Genomic DNA, 19107 nt, shown 5'->3' on the forward strand with positions numbered 1-19107 from the left:
CTCACGCCGGCTCCCGCCGCAGCCACGCCGCGAAGCCGTGGAGGCCGGGAAGCTGGTAGCTCCAGAAGGCCTCGATGGCCTCGCGCAGCGCCTCTTCCTTCTCGTGCGCCTCCAGGATGGCGGCCAGCGTGCGCCGGGTGTTCTCGAAGATGCGGGTGAGCACGAAGCGCGCGGCGGCGCTCACCCGCAGCCCCGGGCTCTGCTCGCGCAGCTGCGCCAGCGTCCCCGCCACGAGCAGCTCGACGAAGCGCTCGCCGAAGCGCGCATAGGCCGTGCCCTCGGCGCGGTCGAGCAGGATGACCACGGCGAGCCGGTTCTGGACCCAGAAGCGGAGCAGCTCGTCTCCCAGGTCCCCCGTGCTCCGCGGGGCCTCGTCGAGCGTGGCCCGGGCGAGCGCGCGCACCCGGCGCTCCAGCAGCGACTCGAAGCGCTGCGCCAGCTCGGGCGTCACCACCGCGTCGAACAGCTCGCCCTTGCCCGCGTAGTAGCGATACGTGCTGGCCGTCCCGAGCCCGGCGCGCCCGGCGATGGCCGTCATCGTCGCGCCCGCGAAGCCATGCGCCGCGAACTCCTGGAGCGCGGCGGCGAGGATGCGCTCGCGCACTTCGTCTTTGAGGACCTGGGGCATCAGCTGTCGAACATGCGGGGGTACGAATAGGGAGCCCACCGATTCTGCCACGGACGCGCCGCCTCGAGCTGGTACGCGAGCCCGAGCAGCAGGGCCTCGGCCCCCGGCGCCGCCGCGAAGTGGGTGCCGATGGGCACTCCCCCGTCCGTCCAGTGGAGGGGCACGGACATGGCCGGGCTGCCCGTGACGTTGTGGATGGGCGTGTACCCGACGGCGCGGGCGGTGCGCCGGAGCAGCTCCTCCCGTGGCACGAGGGGCGACAGGTGGCCAAGCCGCCAGGGGGTGTCGGCCAGTGTGGGGGTGAGCACCACGTCGTACGGGGCCACGGCCGCGAGGTAGCGCTCCGTGCTCCTCGCGAACACCGCCCGCGCCTCGGAGAGCGCGCCGGGACCCCGGCGCGAGAACTCCTCCACGAGCGACCAGGTGAAGGGCTCCAGCTCATGCCGCTCCACCGGGTGGCCGCGCTGCGGGCCCACCGTGCCGACCACCCCGGTGAGGAGAGCGCCCGCGACGAGGAAGAACGCGTCCCCCAGCTCCAGGCCGTCCACGTCCGGCGGCGAGACGGGCTCCACCTCGTGCCCGAGGGATTCGCAGAGTGCCACCGCCTCGTCGTACGCGCGGCGCACGGCGGGCTCGGGGTCCTCGCCCGTCAGCGTGCGGGTCCACGTCGCGATGCGCAGGCGGCGCGCAATCGGCTCCCGCACGTAGCCCACCGGTGGGAGCGCGCCGTCACGCGCCTCCGTGAGCGACAGGAGCAGCGCGCTGTCGCGCACCGAGCGGCTGATGCAGTGGTCGTAGACGAGCGCGCCGAAGTCCGAGGCGCCCGGGCTGGCCGGCACGCAGCGGCCACGGCTCGGCTTGAACCCGAAGAGGCCGCACACCGACGCGGGGATGCGGATGGAGCCACCGCCGTCGTTCGCATGCGCGAGCGGGACGATGCCGGCCGCCACCGCCGCGGCGGAACCACCCGAGGAGCCCGAGGCCGACAGCGTCAAATCCCAGGGATTGTGCGTGACGCCCTCGAGCACCGTCTCGGTGCTGCCGAGCATGCCGAACTCCGAGGTGGCCGTCTTCCCCACCGTGACGAGGCCCGCCTCATCGAGTCGCTGGCTGTAGGGCGTGGCCGGCGCGGCGAAGTTGCGCGCGAAGAGCCGTGAGCCCAGCGACCAGCGCAGCCCCGGGTAGGGCGTCACGTCCTTCACGAGGAAGGGCACCCCCGCCAGGGGGCCGGGCGGGGGCTTCACTTGCCGGGCGCGCTCCAGGTCGAGCGTGGGAATGGCCCGTATCAGCGGGTTCATCGCCTCGATGCGCTCGGCGCATGCCGCGAGCACCTCCGCCGCGCTGAGTTCGCCGCGTGCGACGAGCTCCGCCTGCGCCACACCATCCAGCCGGGACAGAAACCGCAGGTTCGCCATGGAATGCCCCCTTCAATAGCGAATTACATGTTCCCGTTTCAGGGCGATGTCAAGCCGGGGTGATGGCGCGCGGCGCGCCCAGGTCCGGAGCCTGCTCCCGTCCTCAGTCGAGGGGCGTGCGCTCGCCAGGCGTCAGCCACGTCACCCGGTCCGCGAGCCCCGCCTGGGAGAACGCCTGCCTGAACGCGTCGGGCCCCTGCCGGAAGTGGGTCCAGCCGTCGTAGTGCACGGGGACGATGCGGCGGGCCGCCAGCGCCTCCGCCGTGCGCACCGCCTCCCGGGGGTTGAAGGTGTAGCGAAGCGGGCCGGTGATGGGGAACGCGACGCCTCCCAGGTGGAGGAAGGCCGTGTGGACCCGGTACTTCCGAGCCACCTCGGCGACGCCGTCGAACCAGACGGTGTCACCGGAGATGTAGACGGGCCCGGGCAGGGCCTCGCTCTCCAGCAGGAAGCCCACCACATGACCGACGATGGGCAGCGAGCCCGGCGGGCCGTGACGCGCCGGCGTGGCGGTGATGCGCACGTCTCCCAGCGTCGTCGTTTCGAAGGGGCGCAGCCCCACCACGCCCGGGTGGGCCAGCCGGCGCGCCGCCGCGTGGGTCGTCACGAGCCGGGGCACCTGGGGAAGCAGCGCGCGTCCGGCCTCGTCGAGGTTGTCACCGTGCTGGTCGTGCGACAGCAGCACCGCGTCGATGCGACCGAGGCGCTCCACGGGGAGCGCGGGGCCCGACGTGCGCCGCGAGCGTGTACCCCAGCCGAAGCCATAACTGCCTCCAGGAGGGTCGAACGCGGGGTCCGTCAGCAGCCGGAGCGAGCCGATTTCCAGGAGCAACGTCGCGGTGCCGATATGGGTCGCCGTGAAGGACATGGGCCCTCGTGTCGTGAAGTCCCGGCAGCGTGGAGGCCGCCCCCTTCATGAGTCAATGAATTCCCCGCGGAGGTCGTTGGACCTTCAGGAGATATGCCAGCCGTGAACAGCCAGGAATGGCGCGGGGTCTCGTATCAGGGATGTCGAGAGGGATTGGCTGGGCCGGCTGCAATCCCACTCATTTCTCGACGTTTGAAAAAAGGGGGAACAGGCCATGGCTGTCGTTTTGCGCGTGATGTGCTGGAACATCGCAGAGGGCAAGTACAACACGGAGGAGGACAACGGGATGCTGCCGAGGCTCGCGGAGGAGATCCGCGCCGTGGCGCCCGACCTCGTCTTCCTCAACGAGGTGAGGAACGAGAGAGGATGGCCCTGGGGCAGCGGCGTCAACCAGGTGGTCCGCCTCTCGGAGCTGACGGGCATCCCGTACCGGCACTGGGCGAACACCAACGCGCTCGGCGTGCGGGGGCATAAGGCGGTGGGCATCCTGTCGCGCTTCCCGCTGGAGGCGGCCGTGTACCACCCGGTGATGTACGACGGGAACACGACGGGCTTCGGCACACTGGAGAGCAGCATCATCGTGGATGGTCGGCGCATCCACGTCTTCTCCATGCGGTTCAATCCGGTGCATTGGGGCAACCCGGACTTCGACTACATGCAGGAGTGGCGGGAGAACATCGCCGGCCATCAGCAGGCCGTCACGATGCTCCAGGGGCGGGACCCGAGCATCCCCATCATCTACGGGGGTGACTTCAACGCCTGGCCCCAGGCGGAAATCCATGCGCCCCAGTACAACCACTTCATGCAGAACAGCACGCTGACCAACGCGCTGGTCGCGCACCCGGCTCCGTACGACGAGGACCCGGAGGGGGTCGACTTCATCTACTTCCGCGGGCCGTACTCCGTGAGGACGGTGGAGCGCCGCCGGCCCGAGAACAACCCGACGGACCACCCCTACGTGCTCGCGGAGCTGCAGTCGCCGCCGACGGGCTTCACCGTCACGTATGGGTGCCGCATCAAGCTGCGGCACTGCGCGGGAGGCCGGGCGCTGCACTCGCACCCGTTCAACTACGGGCACGCGGGGACGTCGGGCCAGCAGCAGGTGACGGCCTACGAGGGCTTCGACGAGAACGACTGGTGGTACATCCAGGGTCCGCACGGGACGCCGGCCAACTACCAGCAGACGCTGCCGGTGTCCCACGGGCAAATCATCCGGCTGAAGCACCGGGGCACGGGGCGCAACCTGCACAGCCACAGCGGCCATCCCTCGCCCGTCACCGGGCAGCAGGAGGTCACCTGCTTCGGAGAGAACGGCGTCGGAGACGGCAACGACAACTGGCGCGTCGAGGTGGAGGGCGGCGGCGCGTGGACGGGCGGCAAGCGCGTGAGGCTCATCCACGTCGCCACCAACCACGCCCTGCACTCGCACTTCGGGCACTCGCATCAGGAGTGGACGCGGGGCCAGCAGGAGGTCACCTGCTACGAGGGCCGCGACGACAACGACTGGTGGTCGGTGTTCGCGGCGGTCGCGCTGGATGGGAGGGAGCCCTTCTAGGCTGGGAATGAGCCCGCCTCGCCTGTCTGGGCGGGGCGGCGCCCGTCCTGGGCTTGCGGCGCGCGGGTCTTCGAGAGGTCAGGGCACGCACGCCCTCGCCCGCGGCCCGGTCGGAGGGCGGCCGGGGTGACGAGCACGGGGGGCTCCGGTGGGACTGTCCCCCTGCCCTCCCCATCCGCACCCTCCGGGACGGGGGCCGTTCGAGGGCGAGGGGATGCGCGCGATGCAAGGTCGGCGGTGGGGATGGGTGTGGGCAGCGGTGGGGCTGGTGGGGTGGATGGGCTGCGGCTCGGCCGCGGAGGCACCGGATGGGGCCGACGTGGCCCAGGAAGACGACGCGCGGGAGCCACCAGCCCAGGTGTCTCCTGAATCGGACATGGGGCTGGCGGTGTCGGCGCTCGACAGCGCGTGGACGGCGGACCTGCGGTACGCGCCCGAGGCGGATGCCACGGTGGCCGCCAACGCGCCGGGCACCCCGCTGGGGACGGACATCCGGCTGACGGTGGACGGGGACCCCGCGCGGCGGGCCTATCTGCGCTTTCGCCTGCAGGGGCTGCGAGGCCGGGTGGCGCGCGCCACGCTGCGGCTGTTCGCCAAGGATGCGATGGCCGCCGGCATGAAGGTGTACGTGGCGGGCAGTGACTGGCGCGAAGGCACGCTTCACTGGGACAACGCCCCGGCCCCCACGGGCGAGCCCGTGGCGGTGGCCGGCGCGGTGGCGGACGAAGCCTGGTTGGAGCTGGACGTGTCCGCGGCCATCCGCGGGGATGGTGACCTCACGCTCGTGCTCACCTCGGACGCGACCGATGGTGGGGTGTTCGTCTCGCGCGAATCGGGCCACTACATGAACACGCCGCAGCTCCTGGTGAGCCTCGACGTGGACGAGCCGTGTCTCGTGGGCGGCGCGCCGCCCGTCGTCCCCGGCGAGTCCTGCGCGTACCGGGGCAACGGCGTGGCGGGCACGACGGCGGGATGGTTCGCGGTGGGTGGCAGCGGGAGCGAGCTCCTCTCCGCCGTCGGCGCGCTGGGCTCGGACCTGGTGGTGGCGGGCGAGTACTCCACCCCCTATGACACGGTGGCCGACTTCGGGGGCGAGCCGCTGCCGGGCACGAATGGCTTCGCGGTGGCACGGCTGGGTCCGGACGGCACGCACGTCTGGAGCCGGGGCTTCCCCTCCCGCCTCCCGGACGGGCCGAGGGTGCGGTTCGCGAGCTTGGAGGACGCGGACGTCTCGCGCTCCGGCACCATCGCGCTCCTGGGCAGCTACGAGGGACAGCCCGACTTCGGCGCCGGTCCCCTGCCTCCTGGCACCGCGCACCAACAGGCCCTGTTCCTCATGCAGCTGGGACCGGACGGGCAGACCCGCTGGAGCCGGGGGTTCCAGGCGGTGCGGGCTCCCGGAGATTCCCGGCCGATGACGCTCTGGCCGCATGCCATCGCCACGGAGCCCTCCGGTGACATCACCGTGCTGGGCACGTTCGCGGGCGCGGTGGACCTCGGCGGGGGCTGGCTCGTGTCCGCCGCCACCGTCAGCCCGGAGAACGACTTCCCTCCCCGGGCCCTGTTCCTCGCGCGCTTCTCGCGCGACGGCCAGCACGTCTGGTCCCGGAAGATGGGTTTCGTCCCCGGACTCGAAAGTCCATACGTCACCCCCATCAATCCTCCCGCGCTGGCCGTGGACGCGGCCGGCAACGTCATCGTGGGAGGCTCGCTGATTCCGGGCACGGACCTGGGCGGCGGGCATGCGCCCGGCCTCGTGTGGCACACGCCCTTCGTCGTCCGCTACTCCGCGCGCGGCGAGTGGCAGTGGGAGCGCCTGCTGACGGGCGCGGGCGGCGGCGTCACCGCCGTGGCCACCGCGGGCAACCGCGTCTACTTCTCCGGCAACTTCCTGCGCCGCATCCGCTTCGCGGGCGAGGAGTACTTCAAGGACGTGTCCTACGCGCCCTTCGTGGGCGCGGTGGATGCCGGGGGCGAGGACGTGTGGCTGCGCACGCTGGGCTACACCAGTCCCAATGATGCCCGGCAGGCCATGACGGTGGACGCGGAGGGCAATGTCGTCTTCACCAACCGCATCGGGCAGGACCGGTCGGCCGGAGGCGGCGTGCTGCGCGCCGGGCGCCTCGTGGCCAGCTACGGCCCGGACGGCGAGCACCGCTGGTCCCGCACGCTCTCCGTCAACGTATGGGACAGCCAGCTGACGCGGCTGGAGTCCGGAGAGCTGCTGCTGGGCAGCACCATGGCGCGGTCCGGCACCGTCGAGGGGACGACCTACTCACCGGGCTCGCGCAACCTGGTGCTGATGCGCCTGCGGCCGTAGGCGCGGTCACTCCTGCAACCCCCGGGGCCGACGGCGTCGTACCACTCATTCATGCAGGGCTGGCAGGCAGGCCGTACGAAGCCGCGGGTGGCCATGCGGTGCGAGGAGTGTGGGGAGGGCCCTTCAGGGAATCTTGACGCCGACGGCCCGGAGGGCCTGGTTGACAAGCTCCCCCAGTCCCCCGGGACCGACGGCGGCGTACCACTCCTTCGCGCAAGCCTCGCAGAGATACTCTTCGTCGGAACCCCAGTCGTGGAAGTAGCCTTTCCCGGGCTCCTTCTTCGCCTCCTCGCGATTGCGGCGGGCCACCTCGCGGCACGGCTGACAGACGAGGGTGGGCTCTCCCCAGCCGTTGACGATGACGTGGACCTCCACGAACCACTGCGCCTGCCCGGACCGCTTCGCACGCACGGCCTGGGCGATGTGGGCGCAGGTCTCGTACGGACCCCGGTCGCCATGAAACCGGCAACGGACGAAGGCGACCATGGCCGACGCTATCTCTGCCCCGCGAGCCAGGAGCCCCACCGCACGAGCCGCGTGCCGCCCTCGGACTCGCGCTTGCCGCCAGCAACCACGCGCTCGGTGCCGCTGACGAGCGGCTGGAAGCGCGCCTCATGAGGCAGGCCCGCCAGTCCCGGCGCCCACGGCTCGGCCGCGTAGGTCTCCATGAAGACGCGCTCGACGCCCTCGAAGTTCTCGGCGCGCTGCTCGGTGATGGCCGGCACGCTGCGCCCTTCCGCGGTGAAGGTGCCCCGGGTGCCGGACGCGGCGGCCGGAGGCCAGTCCCCCGAGGACAGCGCCTCCCAGGGCAGGTCCATCAGCCGCTCCTCCAGGGCCTCCGGCTCGGCCTGGGAGAAGTCGGCGCAGGGATTGGACTCGACCGGACCCTCGTTGCGCAGGAGGTAGCCGCGCTCGGCGGTGGAGCACACGCGCATCACGCCAGGCGCGGGGCCCACGTCCACGTGGCGGTCGTAGTACGCGCCCGGGCCCAGGGGCCGCTCCAGCGCGGGCGCGGAGGCCTTGTCCTCCGCCGAGCCCTCGCGGAACTCGCGCAGCGTCAGCTTGAAGCCGCCCGGGGTGCGGAAGCCGGCCGCCTCGGTGCTCGCCTCGAGCAGGCCGCGGGTGAGGTACAGCGGGCCCGGCGCGTTGGCGTACACGCGCGTGCGCAGCGGGCCGTCCACGGGACGCTGGTCGCTGACGTAGCGCATGGCCTCCCAGGTGCGGCCCGCGCTGGAGGGCGTCTCGGCGCTGGCCTCGCCCGCGTGGGGCACGTCGAGCGGGCGCGTCGTGTCCGTGCGCACGGGGACGACGAGGTCCCCCGCCAGCCGCGGGTGGGCCAGTGGCTGGCCGGCCTCGTTGGTGTAGGCCACGCGCACCCACACCCAGGGCTGCTGCACGGCCACCACCTCCAACGTCAATTGCCCGCCGAGGGTGCGCGCGGCGCCTTCCGCGCCCTGCGTCGCCGAGAAGGAGTAGGTGACCCGGTCGCCCACCCGGGCGCGCTTCCAGGCATCGGTGTCCTGCATGGGATGGGACTCCTGGCCCTGGGCGTCGGAAGGAGAGCGGCTGCTCGACTTCGTGCTCTCGCAGCCCGGAAGGAAGCTCAGGGCCGCGCCCAGCATCACTGCGAAGGAGAGGGGGGAGTGGCGCATATGCATGGAGGACTGGATACACCGGCGGTGTATTCACGCCCACCGTCCCGCTGGCGCCGCTCGCCCCTGCCCCACGAAACTTCTGCCGCGCTGCGACGAGAATGGATTTGTCCGGCCGAGGTGCTCGAACGCCCTCCGCGCGGGTCCATGGCGGTGTCGCGGATTGAACCTTGCGCCGGGTGTCACAGACCCCAGGGCAGGTGACCGATAACCAGACATCACTGTGCGGTTCCGCAACGCCCGGGTTCTCCTGTGGAATCAGCAGCTTTGGCGCTGGTTTACGCCCCCGGACGTCAAATCTGTTTACGCGCGCGAAGCCGCGCCCTGGTGCGCGGACACTCCAGGCAAAGCATCGAAGTCGGGTTTTTTCCCTCTGTGGGGTTGGTTGGCCTCCCAATTGCTCATGAATCGGGGCGCGCCGGGCCGTGGCTGGCGGAAAACCAGGCGGACGGCGCATCCCCCGCAGTCAGGTAACGAGGAAACCCCCCATGTCGAAGCTCCAGAAGATGTTCAAGGGTGCTGCTGTCCTCGCGGTGAGCTGTGGCGTTCTGTCGGCCTGCGGTGCCGACACGGCCGAGACGCAGGCCAACCCGGAGGACGTGAACCAGGAGATCATCAACAACCTGGTCGAGGCGGGCTTCCCGGTCGACGACATCATGGTCGCCGACGGCAAGGTGTACGTGGGCCGCGACGCTCACGTGACGCACGAGGCGTCCGTGGAGATGCTCCAGAACGTGGGCAGCCAGGAGCAGTACCACACGACCAACCTGGTCGGCACCAGCGTGACGAAGATCTGCGTCAACCCCACCTCCACGTTCAACAGCTACTCGCGCCTGAGCGCGGGTCTGACCGCGGCCATCGAGAACTACAACCAGCGGGGTCTGCGCATCACCTTCGCGCGCGGCCCCACCACCGGCTGCACCGCGAACATCACCGCGCAGACCATGTCCGGCACCGGCGGCTCCGCGGGCTTCCCCTCGGGCGGCCGTCCCTACGGCACCATCAACATCGGCACCGGCCTGCAGAGCTACAGCGCTGACGTGAACGAGCACGTCATCACCCACGAGCTCGGCCACGCCATCGGCTTCCGTCACTCGGACTACTACAACCGCTCCATCAGCTGCGGCGGCTCCGCCACCAACGAGGGCACCGCGGGCGTGGGCGCCATCCACATCCCCGGCACCCCGACCACGGCCACCCGCGGCGGCTCGGTCATGAACTCGTGCTTCAGCTCCAGCGAGACTGGCGAGTGGACCAGCTCCGACATCACCGCGCTGAACTACCTGTACTGAGATGACACGGCGGCCCCTTCGTACCTTCAATAGTTCGTGGGGGCTGCCCCTCGCGGGCACCGTGCTCCTCCTGGGCCTTCTGGGCTGTGGGAAGGATGACCCGGTGCCCGCGGATCCTCCGGTCTGCGAGGAGCCGAAGCCGGCGCAGGTGAGCGGCTTCTGGCAATGCGGACCGACACTCGACTTCACTCCCATCAACAGCTACCAGGGCGCGTTCGCCAGCATCCAGGACAGGGAAGACGCTGTCGTCCTGATTGCCGGGGTCTGCACCGGAACGCTGATTGAAGCGAGCGCGGGGCCGGTGGTGCTGACCGCGGGGCACTGTGTCAGGCTCGGGGACCGGCCGCTGGTGGTCTTCAACTTCGAGGACTCGCCCGACGGCGAAGAGCTGCTGACCGAGGGCACCGTCATCGAGCAGTCGTCCACCCCCGACTACGCGCTCATCCTGCTGGACGCGCTTCCCGCCGCCATCACTCCCGTCCCGCTGACGACCCAGGCCACCGAGCGGCTGGCCATCATCCAGCATCCCCGGGGCTACCGGAAGGTCATCGCCGAGGGCCGGTACCTGGATTCGTGCAACCAGCTCGTCTACTACGGCGACCTCGACACCCTGGTGGGCAGCTCCGGCGCGGGCGTGCTCAACCAGCAGGGCTTCCTCGTGGGCGTCCACACCGACGGCGACTGCGAGGAGAATGGCCGCGGGCACAACCGGGGCTGGACCATGGAGTCGGTGGTCCAGGCGTCCGAGTACCTGCAGGACTCCGACATCGCCGACCGCTGAGCGCCCGGGCCCCTCAGGGCTTCGATGATTGCGCCAGCCGGAGGACCGGGGCGTTGGAGTCACGGCGCAGCACGAAGAAGTAAGGTGCCGCCATCCCCCGCGAATCCATCAACCCGAGCAGCGTGTTCCCATCCGCCTTGCGGAAGATGTCGTGGGTCGGCCAGTCGTCGTAGATCATCGTCGCGCTGAGCTTCCCGCGGTACTCCGTCATCCGCAGCCGCGCCTTGAACTTGCCGGTCTCCACGTCCGCCCGGTGCGGGCCCACGAGGCCGCGGATGTTCGGCGAGGGCCACTTGCGCGGGTCCACCGGGAACACCGAGGAGCGGTCCTCCGTGAAGAACAGCAGCGGGTGCACGCTCTCGGCGTCGATGAACTGCTTGCCGTACCAGCCCGTCGCTTCGAGCATCCCGTCCATCGGATGCTCCGTCTGGAGTTCACTGCCCTTCCACGTGCCGCGCATGAATGCGAGGTCGACCGTGGGCAGGCTGTCGAACAGCGTGAGCGCCTCTTCCGTGCGGATGCGCCCCGCCTTCAGCGCCTCGTCGAGTGTCATGACGTCCTTTCTCCGTGCATGCGCAGCACCGGCTTGATGGCCGTGCGCGTCTCCATGTCGTGAACCGCGTCGTTGATGGCCTCGAAGGCATAGGCGCGGCTCAGCTTCTCCAGCGGGAACCGTCCTTCCGCGTGCAGTGAGACCAGCCTCGGGATGAAGGACTTCGGGTCGGCATCGCCCTCGAGGATGCCCACCAGCTTCTTCCCGGACAGGAGCGCCCTCATCGGAAGCGAGACCTCCGCGTCGCCGTCGGGCAGCCCGAGCAGCCCGCAGGTGCCCAGGGGCCGCGTCACGTCGAACGCCTGGCGCAGCACCTGGGGTGAGCCGACGCACTCCAGCGCGAAGTCCACCCCACCCCGGGTGCGCTTCAGAATCGTCCTCGTCAGCTCGGGCTCCCGTGCCAGGAAGGTGTCCGTGGCGCCCAGCTCGCGCGCGAGCTCGAGCCGCTCCGGGCTGACGTCCACCGCGATGATGCTCGCCGCGCCAGCGATGCGCGCCGACATGATGGCCGCGAGGCCGACGGAGCCCGCGCCGAAGACGGCGAGCTGCTGCCCCGCCTCCATCCGGAACGCCTCCAGCACCGCGCCCGCCCCGGTCTGGAACCCACAGCCCAGTGGCGCGAGCAGCTCCAGCGGCGCCGCCGCGTCCACCTTCACCGCGTTGTGCTGGTGCGCCAGCACGTGGGTGGCGAACGACGACTGGTGGAAGAAGCTCGAGCGGACTGGCTCACCCCGCCACCGCATGGGGAAGGAGCCATCCGGCCGTGCGCCCGAGAAGTTCCCCGCGTACCCGCGCTCGCAATACGCGGGATGTCCCCGCGTGCACCTGCCGCACGCGCGGCACGAGAAGTAGCTGAGCACCACCGCGTCGCCGGGCGCGAAGTCCGTCACGCCCTCCCCCACCGCCTCCACCACGCCCGCGCCCTCGTGGCCGAGCACCGCGGGGAACGGGAACCGCCCCGCGCCCGCCCGGTACGTGAGGTCGGTGTGGCAGATGCCGCTCGCCGTCACCCGCACCCGAAGCTCGCCCGCGCGCGGCGACTCGAGCTCCACCTCGTCGATGACGAAGGGACCGTTCACCACCTGCAGCAGCGCGGCACGCACCGGGAGGGCCATGCGGCGACTTTATTGGCAACATGCCAATAAGGGAAGCCACCAGGAGTTCCGAGGGGTCCGCCAGGGGGAAAATCCCCGCGAAAATCCGTGTCGATTTCGTCCCCGGCCATTCGTCGCCCTCCATGAAGCCCCCCCGCCGTCGAAACGAAGGAGTTCACATGCGTTTCCTGTCCATGGTCCGAGTCCAGGAGGGCACCGCCCAGAAGCCCAGCGAGAAGCTGATGGCCGACATGGGAAAACTGATTGACGAGATGACCGCCAAGGGCGTGCTGCTCGACACCGCCGGCCTGCACCCCAGCTCCGAGGGCGTCCGCCTGCGCAATGACCACGGCCGGTACAGCCGCACCGACGGGCCGTTCACCGAGGCCAAGGAGGTGGTCGGCGGCTACGCGATATTCAAGGCCGACTCGATGGAGGAAGCCCTCGAGCTGACCCGCCGCTTCCTCGCGGTGCACGGCGAGGAATGGAACATCGAGTGCGAGGTGCGGCAACTGGCCGACATGTAGCCGCGGCGTCCTACAGGCTCTTCACCCGGCACGCCTTCGCCTGTCCGTCGGCTACCGCCACGCACACGTACCCTTCCCGGCAGTCATCGGTGTCCTCGCAGGTGAGCGAGCACAGGCGCTCTTCGCCGAGTTGTGCGGTGCAGACCGTGCCCTGCGGGCAATTCGCCGTATCCCCCTCCTCGGAGCAGGACTGGGCGCAGAAGGTCCCAGGGTAGTTCTGGTAGCACGCCAGACCGGCCTCGCAGACCACATCGTCCTTGCAGGACTCCGCCACGGCGCCATCGTTTCTTCCACAGGCGAACAGGGGCAGGACGAAGAGAGCGGCGGACAGACACAGAAAACGGTGCACGAGCATCCTCCAGGAAATTCGAATGGGTTCCTGGGGAGTCAGACGCCGCGGGATTGAAAATGCGGCCAGGCACCTGTCGTCCTGGGGAACGCCCGGCTCCCGGCTGGTGAGGGACCGGGCACACCGTGGGGTGGGGACCGGGACGTGAGGGCTCCATAACTTGGCGCCGGATTCGCGGAGGTGCTCATGCCTGCTGTCCTGCACAAGACCCTCGACCTCGACGGCGTCCGCGTCTTCTATCGAGAGGCGGGCCCGCCCGGGGCTCCCGTCATCCTGTTGCCGCACGGCTACCCGTGCTCCTCCTTCCAGTTCCGCGCCTTCATGCCCGCGCTCGCGGACCGCTGGCGCCTCGTCGCCCCGGACTACCCGGGCTTCGGCTACAGCGACACACCGCCGCCCAGCGACTTCGACTACACGTTCGACGGCTACGCCGACCTGTTGGACAGGTTCGCGCGGGCGCTGGGGCTCACGCGCTACGCGCTCTACCTGCACGACTATGGCTCGCAAATCGGACTGCGCCTGGCCATCAAGGCCCCGGAGCGGGTGGCCGCGCTCATCCTCCAGAATGGCGACATCTACGAGGACACGCTGGGCCCCAAGTACCAGGCGCTCAAGGAGTACTGGGCGAATCCGTCGCCGGCGGGGCGCCGGAAGCTGGGCGAGGCCGTCAGCGAGGAGGGCTTCCGGGACGAGTTCATCGGCGAAATCGCCGAGCACCTCGTCGCGCGCATTCCTCCGGACCTGTGGAACCTGTCCTGGCCGCTCATGCGGACTCCGCAGCGCCGCGAAATCATGGTCGGCTTGATGGAAGGGCTGAAGGAGAACCTCGGCTGGTTTCCCCGCTACCAGGCCTTCCTGCGCGAGCACCGTCCCCCCACCCTCATCGTCTGGGGACCACAGGACGGCTACATGCCCGAGGCCTCGGCCCGGGCGTACTCGAGGGACGTGCCCGACGCGGAGCTCCACCTGCTCGACGGCGGGCACTGGCTGCTGGAGACGCACCTCGACGAGGTGGTGACGCTGGCGCGGCGCTTCCTCGACAGGGTGTACCCCGGGGCGCACGCACCGGGGTCTCGCTCGACGTGAGCCGACCTGGAGTGGCCCTCGTGCTTCGGGGCACGTCGGTTGCCGCGGTATCTCCTGTACGATTCCTTCGCGCACGTGAAGCGGGAGCCGCCCGCGCGAAAGCAGGAGTGAGACCATGGCGACGAATCGTGGAGAGCCGCAGCTCGTCGACGCATACCTGGCGGGACTGAAGAACCCCGCGGCGAAGAAGACGCTGGGGGCGCTGCGCATGCAGCTCCGCAAGCTGCTGCCGGGAGCGGTCGAGACCATCAGCTACCAGATGCCCACCTTCAAGGTGGACGGGAACTCCGTGGCCGGCTTCGCCTTCTTCAAGAACCACTGCGGCTACTACCCCTTCAGCGGCGGCGTGGTGCCGACGCTGAAGGCGGAGCTGGACGGCTACACCACGTCGAAGAGCGGCGTGACCTTCCCGCCCGACAAGCCGCTCCCGGCGAAGCTGGTGAAGACGCTGGTGCAGGCGCGGCTCGCGGAGATTGCCGAGCGCGGGAAGAAGCCCTCGACCGCGAAGAAGGCGGCCGCGAAGAAGGCGCTCGTCACCGACCGCGTGACGGACAGTGCCGTGAAGGAGGCGACCGGGCGGGACTGGAAGGGGTGGATGCGCGCGCTGGACGCGGCGGGGGGACGTGAGCTGAACCACAAGCAGCTCGTCGCGCACCTGGCCCGGGAGGTGGAGTCCACGTGGTGGCAGCAGTCCATCGCCGTGGCGTACGAGCAGGTCCGCGGCAAGCGCGTCGTGGGCGAGACGGCGGACACGGGCTTCCAGGTGGGCGTGGTGCGCACGCTGCCGATGCGCGCCGAGACGCTGTGGGAGCGGCTTGCCACCCAGCCGAAGGACTGGCTCGGCGCCGGCGCGAAGCTGACGCTGGAGCCGGGAGCGGGCTACGCGGTTCCCAAGCGCCGTGGAACCCCGGGCGTCCGCGGCGAGGTCCGGGTGGTGAAGCCCGGGCAGCGCGTCCGCATGACCTGGCAGCCGGACGACTGGAAGAAGCCCGCGACGCTCCAGCTCACGGTGGTGCCGAAGCCGCGAGGCGCCGCCCTCCACGTGCACATGGAGAAGCTGCCGGACGCGAAGACCCGCGAGGCGATGCGCGAGCACTGGTCCCAGGTGGTCGAAGGCCTCGCGAAGGAGTGACAGGGGCTCGTTCCGGGGCGCGGCATTCCGCATCACGTCCGGTACACTCCCGGACATGAAGACGGACCCTCATGGCGCCTGGGCGTACCGCCCGGATGCTCCCCTCCGAGGCGCGGCCCACGGGCCGCTCGCGGGCCTGACGTTCAGCGCGAAGGACCTGTACGGCGTGCCGGGCTGGCCGCTCCAGGGCAGCTCGCGTGCCGTCCTTCCCGAGGTGGCGGACAGTCCGCTCGTGGCCCGCCTCCTGGGGCTTGGGGCGACGCTCGTCGGCAAGACGCACCTGCACGAGGTGGCGCTCGGCATCACCGGCGCCAACGCCTTCGGCGGGACGCGCAACCCGATGGACCCTACGCGGGTGGCGGGAGGCTCCAGTGGCGGCGCGGCCGTGAGCGTTGCGACGGGCGAGGTGGACTTCGCGCTCGGCACGGACACGGGGGGCAGCATCCGCGTGCCGGCCGCGTGGTGCGGCGTGGTGGGCTTCAAGCCCACGAAGGGCAGCGCCGCGTGGCCCACCGAGGGCGTTCTGCCCCTGAGCGACACCTGCGACCACACGGGCCCGCTCGCGCGGGACGTGCGCGCGGTGGTGCGTGTCCACACCGCCCTGTCGGGCGAGGCCGTGGCTCCGCGGGAGTGGGACGGCGTGCGCGTGGGCGTGTGGGACATCCCCGGCTGGGTCACTCCGGAGGTCTGGGCCGTGGTGGAGGCCGAGGCAGCACGGCTGACGGCGCTGGGGGCGCGAGTCACGCGGGTGCCCTTCCCCGAGGTCATGGATGCGTACACCCCCATCGTGCTGAGCGAGGCGGCGGTCGTGCATGCGCGGGCCCTGGCGAGTGAAGCGCCGGGCTTCATTCCCGCCACCGAAGCGAACCTGCGTGCGGGCGCGGCGCTGAGCCCGGCGGACGTGGCCGCCGCGCGCGCCCGGCGGGAGGCGTACCGCGCGCGGCTGGAGGCGGTGTTCGGCGAGGTGGACGTGCTGCTCGGCCCCGCGGTGCCGGACGTGGCGCCCCGGTTCGGCCAGGAAGAAGTCACCGTCGCCGAAGGCATGCTTCCGGTGCGGCGCGCGGTGCTGCGCGTCACCTCACCGTGGAGCCTGCTGGGCGCGCCGACGCTGTGCCTTCCGCGTCCGCTCGGTGGGCTGTCGGTGGGTGTCCAGTTCGTCGCGCCCTGGGGACAGGATGCGGCCCTGCTCGGATGGGGGCTTGGTTTGGAGGGCCCCCGGTAAATCGAAAATATTTCCCCGCAACCACGCGCCGCCTCCCGGGTTTGAAGAGGCCTCTTTCGGAGGAATCACCCATGAGGCGACACATGAAGGCGCGGTTCATCTCGACGTGCGGGCTGCTGGCGGTGGGAATCATCGGCTGTGGGCCTGGAGAGGGCGACTTCGACCCTGCCGCGGAGGTGTCCACGGGCACCTCCCGTGCGGCCCTCACGGTGCAGGAGCAGGCCGCGGTGGACACGGCGAACACCTCGGCGAGCTGCACGTCGCTCGGGAACTTCTATTGGGAGCTCGGGAACGGGACGGCGCCGCTCTTCGGCTTCTCGAAGGGCAGCACCGTGACGGCGACGACGGTGATGCCCATCGCGTCCGCGAGCAAGTGGCTCTACGCGAGCGCCTACGTGCAGGCCAAGGGGTACGCGAACCTCACCGCGGAGGAGAAGAGGCGGCTCAACTTCACGAGCGGCTTCATTGATGCCAACAGCACCCTGTGCGGGGACCCGGGGACGACCGTCTCGGAGTGCTACGGCCCGGACTACAAGGACGTCTCCTTCCGCCTCCTTCAGCACGGCCAGTTCTTCTACAACGGTGGGCACATGCAGAAGCTGGCCCTGGACGACATCGGGGCGAGGCAGGGCACGGGCGTGGCGAGCGTCGTGGACTGGCTCAACAATCGGCTGGGCACCACGCTGCCGGAGTCCGATGGTGCCGTCGCCGTGGCGGGTGGGTTCTCGGGCAGCGCGGCGCATTACCGCGTCTTCCTGATGAAGCTGCTCAACAACGAGTACGAGATGTCCTCGAGGCTGACCGCTGACGCCGTGCCGGCCTGGAATGGTGGCCCCAACGTGAGCTACACGCCGTGGTCGGGGTCGGGACAGGCGCATTACGGGCTCGGGCACTGGATTGAGCGCGAGCAGGTGAATGGCGTGTGGGTGGTGACGGGCCACTCCTCGCCGGGCGCGTTCGGCTTCTACCCCTGGGTGGGCGCCGCCAGGAACCGGTACATGCTCCTGGCCCGCTCCCGCCAGCTCTTCGGCGACGAAGAGGGCGAGAAGTCCCGCGTCTGCGCCCAGGCCATCCGCAAGGCCTACGAGTCGGGCGTGCCGCAGCCTTGACCCGGCCTGGCGGGGAGCATGGGGGCTGCTACCTCCAGTGGAAGCGGCGGGAATCGAAGCCGCCAAAGGCGGAGCCGCCTCCACTCGTGACCAGCGGCCCGCCCCCGTTCTCCCTCTGAAAATGGGGCGCCCATCTGTCCGGGCGAGTCCGGGCTCCGGCTGGTGGCGCGCGTCGGCCAGCCGCTCCGGCAGGGATGTCTCGCCACGTCACTTCAGCGCGGCATGGACGAGGGGGAGTGCATGCTCCCGGATTCGCGCGGAGAGCTGCTCCTCCGCGGCGAGGTCCAGCGAGCGGTATGCCGTGGGGAAGGCCAGCTCCAGGTCGACGCGGACATCAAGGACCACCTCTTCGAGGATGGGCTCCACCCGGTCGCGGCCCCACTTGGACAGGGCGCTGGCGATGCGGGCGGGATTGACCAGCCGCAGGGACCAGCTCGACAGCGCATCGAGCGAGAGTGGCTGATGGGGATTCCAGGCCTCGCTCTCGTCGAAGCGGCCCTCGTTGAACTCGTCGATCTTCCGCTTGCTGGCCGCGCGGGTGCTGGGAGGCATGCGCTGCTCGCTCTTGATGACGAGCCCCTCCGCGGTGTTGTGGGCGATGGGGGGAAGACCGAGCAGGGTGGGGACGCGTGTCTGACCGCGCGTGGGCACCAGGCTCACCTCGGAGCGTGTTCCCCGCCGGAGCACGGGTGGGGTCATCAGTCCCGCCGCATGGGCCACGGACTCCAGCTCCTGGTGGGCCAGGAGGAGGCCCTCATCCTCGTCGGAGTGGGCCACCAGGACGTCGAAGGGCGCCCAATGCAGGGCCGGTGAGTACCAGATGCCCGTCTGCACGGCGGTGAGCCCTGGAATGGCGGGCACGTCCGGGTGGGGATAGTGGCCGCCGAAGAGCTCGCCGTAGAAGTACAGGGTGTCGTTTTCGGAGCCCAGTGCGCGGGCCATCTGCCGGACCGCGTCGCCGAGCCAGGCGCGGAGCAACTGCCAGCCGAAGAAGGGCTCCTCCTCCGTCAGCCAGGCCTTCCTCTTACCGAAGCGGACCTCGTCCTTCCGGATGGCGATGACGAGCTGGGCGCCGTGGAGCTTCTCCAGGGCAATCCACGGGCCTCCAGGGCTGGGCTGCGCCCGCGCCTCTCCCGCGGCGGGCATCTTGGCGTAGGTGCGGAAGAGCATGGAATGGGCCTCGATGGACAGGGGGATGCATGAAGCGGGAGGTGCGATTCTCCCCGCCAGGGCGGGACGGTGGCCACGGACATGGGCAGGAGGCATTTCCTGAAATCAGCAGCCATTGATGCTTCTGCACTTGCCGGACACGGGGGGACGGTGAGCGTCAAGGGAGTTGTGTGATGCCTGGAGGAACTCATGGACCCGTAGGGTGAGAATCCCGAAGCTACGTGGTACCGACGGCCTGATGAGGCTACCGCTCCAGCGTGCGCTGCGGGCGGCGGGCATCATCCGCGTCCGGGCCGAACGCATCCGCGTCCGGCCGGAACACAGACGTCTGGGAAAGGAGGCACCCCCCCACCC

The 19107-nt window shown here is 70.3% G+C and carries 18 protein-coding genes; 9 read left to right on the top strand and 9 right to left on the bottom strand.

The features are described from left to right. Position 1: 1 nt before the first annotated feature. The 3 genes from HG543_RS23885 to HG543_RS23895 all read right to left on the bottom strand — a co-directional run bounded on the left by HG543_RS23885 (position 2) and on the right by HG543_RS23895 (position 2911). On the bottom strand, positions 2–628 hold the full coding sequence (locus HG543_RS23885) for a TetR/AcrR family transcriptional regulator (protein ID WP_169347153.1): 627 nt from the start codon (positions 626–628) through the stop codon (positions 2–4). Further along, positions 628–2043 (bottom strand): amidase, encoded by a 1416-nt coding sequence (locus HG543_RS23890; protein WP_169347154.1) that lies wholly within the window; start codon positions 2041–2043, stop codon positions 628–630. The genes HG543_RS23885 and HG543_RS23890 overlap by 1 nt, the downstream gene beginning before the upstream one ends. 103 nt (positions 2044–2146) lie before the next feature. Beyond that, a complete protein-coding gene (locus HG543_RS23895) occupies positions 2147–2911 on the bottom strand; it encodes an MBL fold metallo-hydrolase (protein WP_169347155.1) in 765 nt (254 codons plus the stop codon). Between the two features lie 214 nt (positions 2912–3125). On the opposite strand from HG543_RS23895, the gene HG543_RS23900 reads away from it, so the two are divergent. Continuing rightward, the gene (locus HG543_RS23900) at positions 3126–4466 is read left to right on the top strand and encodes an MIR domain-containing protein (protein ID WP_169347156.1); all 1341 of its coding nucleotides are present in this window, start codon (positions 3126–3128) and stop codon (positions 4464–4466) included. Positions 4467–4689: 223 nt separating this feature from the next. Continuing rightward, positions 4690–6786 carry a CBM96 family carbohydrate-binding protein gene (locus HG543_RS23905; protein WP_169347157.1) on the top strand — a complete coding sequence of 699 codons (2097 nt, stop codon included), beginning with the start codon at positions 4690–4692 and terminating at the stop codon, positions 6784–6786. 123 nt (positions 6787–6909) lie between these two features. Here the strand turns inward: HG543_RS23905 and HG543_RS23910 are convergent, their stop codons facing one another. Together HG543_RS23910 and HG543_RS23915 are read right to left on the bottom strand one after the other, a co-directional pair. Further along, a complete protein-coding gene (locus HG543_RS23910; protein WP_169347158.1) occupies positions 6910–7272 on the bottom strand; it encodes a hypothetical protein in 363 nt (120 codons plus the stop codon). Positions 7273–7280: 8 nt separating this feature from the next. Continuing rightward, positions 7281–8444: a DUF6068 family protein gene (locus HG543_RS23915; protein ID WP_169347159.1), complete on the bottom strand. Its 1164-nt coding sequence runs from the start codon at positions 8442–8444 to the stop codon at positions 7281–7283. A 500-nt stretch (positions 8445–8944) separates the two neighbouring features. On the opposite strand from HG543_RS23915, the gene HG543_RS23920 reads away from it, so the two are divergent. Next, positions 8945–9730 carry a zinc-dependent metalloprotease gene (locus HG543_RS23920; protein WP_171818263.1) on the top strand — a complete coding sequence of 262 codons (786 nt, stop codon included), beginning with the start codon at positions 8945–8947 and terminating at the stop codon, positions 9728–9730. Between the two features lies 1 nt (position 9731). Then, a complete protein-coding gene (locus HG543_RS23925) occupies positions 9732–10511 on the top strand; it encodes a trypsin-like serine peptidase (protein ID WP_169347161.1) in 780 nt (259 codons plus the stop codon). A 13-nt stretch (positions 10512–10524) separates the two neighbouring features. On the opposite strand, the gene HG543_RS23930 is transcribed toward HG543_RS23925, so the two are convergent. After that, positions 10525–11064 (bottom strand): DUF4334 domain-containing protein, encoded by a 540-nt coding sequence (locus HG543_RS23930; protein WP_169347162.1) that lies wholly within the window; start codon positions 11062–11064, stop codon positions 10525–10527. Next, positions 11061–12179 carry an NAD(P)-dependent alcohol dehydrogenase gene (locus HG543_RS23935; protein ID WP_169347163.1) on the bottom strand — a complete coding sequence of 373 codons (1119 nt, stop codon included), beginning with the start codon at positions 12177–12179 and terminating at the stop codon, positions 11061–11063. Before HG543_RS23935 ends, HG543_RS23930 begins: the two co-directional genes overlap by 4 nt. Before the next feature lie 158 nt (positions 12180–12337). On the opposite strand from HG543_RS23935, the gene HG543_RS23940 reads away from it, so the two are divergent. Continuing rightward, complete coding sequence (locus HG543_RS23940; RefSeq protein ID WP_169347164.1) at positions 12338–12685, top strand: YciI family protein; 348 nt, start codon at positions 12338–12340, stop codon at positions 12683–12685. A 10-nt stretch (positions 12686–12695) separates the two neighbouring features. Here HG543_RS23940 and HG543_RS23945 read toward each other — a convergent pair whose 3' ends face one another. Then, positions 12696–13034 carry a hypothetical protein gene (locus tag HG543_RS23945; protein ID WP_169347165.1) on the bottom strand — a complete coding sequence of 113 codons (339 nt, stop codon included), beginning with the start codon at positions 13032–13034 and terminating at the stop codon, positions 12696–12698. Positions 13035–13220: 186 nt separating this feature from the next. On the opposite strand from HG543_RS23945, the gene HG543_RS23950 reads away from it, so the two are divergent. The 4 genes from HG543_RS23950 (at position 13221) to HG543_RS23965 (ending at position 17583) form a co-directional block, all read left to right on the top strand. Continuing rightward, positions 13221–14120 carry an alpha/beta fold hydrolase gene (locus HG543_RS23950; RefSeq protein WP_169347166.1) on the top strand — a complete coding sequence of 300 codons (900 nt, stop codon included), beginning with the start codon at positions 13221–13223 and terminating at the stop codon, positions 14118–14120. A 115-nt stretch (positions 14121–14235) separates the two neighbouring features. Further along, positions 14236–15252, top strand: a complete 1017-nt coding sequence (locus HG543_RS23955; protein WP_169347167.1) for a DUF1801 domain-containing protein — start codon at positions 14236–14238, stop codon at positions 15250–15252. Between the two features lie 55 nt (positions 15253–15307). Then, positions 15308–16474, top strand: coding sequence for an amidase (locus HG543_RS23960; protein WP_169347168.1), 1167 nt, complete (start codon positions 15308–15310; stop codon positions 16472–16474). A gap of 71 nt (positions 16475–16545) precedes the next feature. Further along, complete coding sequence (locus tag HG543_RS23965; RefSeq protein ID WP_169347169.1) at positions 16546–17583, top strand: hypothetical protein; 1038 nt, start codon at positions 16546–16548, stop codon at positions 17581–17583. 207 nt (positions 17584–17790) lie between these two features. Here HG543_RS23965 and HG543_RS23970 read toward each other — a convergent pair whose 3' ends face one another. Continuing rightward, positions 17791–18753, bottom strand: coding sequence for an RNA ligase family protein (locus HG543_RS23970; RefSeq protein ID WP_169347170.1), 963 nt, complete (start codon positions 18751–18753; stop codon positions 17791–17793). Positions 18754–19107 lie beyond the last annotated feature (354 nt).

The organism is Pyxidicoccus fallax, assembly GCF_012933655.1.
Classification (GTDB): domain Bacteria; phylum Myxococcota; class Myxococcia; order Myxococcales; family Myxococcaceae; genus Myxococcus; species Myxococcus fallax.

Bases quoted from the DNA above. Each gene is read 5' to 3' on its own strand.
- HG543_RS23920 (WP_171818263.1), top strand. From the start codon at position 8,945: ATGTTCAAGGGTGCTGCTGTCCTCGCGGTGAGCTGTGGCGTTCTGTCG.
- HG543_RS23970 (WP_169347170.1), bottom strand. From the start codon at position 18,753: ATGCTCTTCCGCACCTACGCCAAGATGCCCGCCGCGGGAGAGGCGCGG.
- HG543_RS23965 (WP_169347169.1), top strand. From the start codon at position 16,546: ATGAGGCGACACATGAAGGCGCGGTTCATCTCGACGTGCGGGCTGCTG.
- HG543_RS23915 (WP_169347159.1), bottom strand. From the start codon at position 8,444: ATGCATATGCGCCACTCCCCCCTCTCCTTCGCAGTGATGCTGGGCGCG.
- HG543_RS23885 (WP_169347153.1), bottom strand. From the start codon at position 628: ATGCCCCAGGTCCTCAAAGACGAAGTGCGCGAGCGCATCCTCGCCGCC.
- HG543_RS23940 (WP_169347164.1), top strand. From the start codon at position 12,338: ATGCGTTTCCTGTCCATGGTCCGAGTCCAGGAGGGCACCGCCCAGAAG.
- HG543_RS23900 (WP_169347156.1), top strand. From the start codon at position 3,126: ATGGCTGTCGTTTTGCGCGTGATGTGCTGGAACATCGCAGAGGGCAAG.
- HG543_RS23895 (WP_169347155.1), bottom strand. From the start codon at position 2,911: ATGTCCTTCACGGCGACCCATATCGGCACCGCGACGTTGCTCCTGGAA.
- HG543_RS23935 (WP_169347163.1), bottom strand. From the start codon at position 12,179: ATGGCCCTCCCGGTGCGTGCCGCGCTGCTGCAGGTGGTGAACGGTCCC.
- HG543_RS23890 (WP_169347154.1), bottom strand. From the start codon at position 2,043: ATGGCGAACCTGCGGTTTCTGTCCCGGCTGGATGGTGTGGCGCAGGCG.
- HG543_RS23950 (WP_169347166.1), top strand. From the start codon at position 13,221: ATGCCTGCTGTCCTGCACAAGACCCTCGACCTCGACGGCGTCCGCGTC.
- HG543_RS23905 (WP_169347157.1), top strand. From the start codon at position 4,690: ATGCAAGGTCGGCGGTGGGGATGGGTGTGGGCAGCGGTGGGGCTGGTG.
- HG543_RS23960 (WP_169347168.1), top strand. From the start codon at position 15,308: ATGAAGACGGACCCTCATGGCGCCTGGGCGTACCGCCCGGATGCTCCC.
- HG543_RS23910 (WP_169347158.1), bottom strand. From the start codon at position 7,272: ATGGTCGCCTTCGTCCGTTGCCGGTTTCATGGCGACCGGGGTCCGTAC.
- HG543_RS23925 (WP_169347161.1), top strand. From the start codon at position 9,732: ATGACACGGCGGCCCCTTCGTACCTTCAATAGTTCGTGGGGGCTGCCC.
- HG543_RS23955 (WP_169347167.1), top strand. From the start codon at position 14,236: ATGGCGACGAATCGTGGAGAGCCGCAGCTCGTCGACGCATACCTGGCG.
- HG543_RS23930 (WP_169347162.1), bottom strand. From the start codon at position 11,064: ATGACACTCGACGAGGCGCTGAAGGCGGGGCGCATCCGCACGGAAGAG.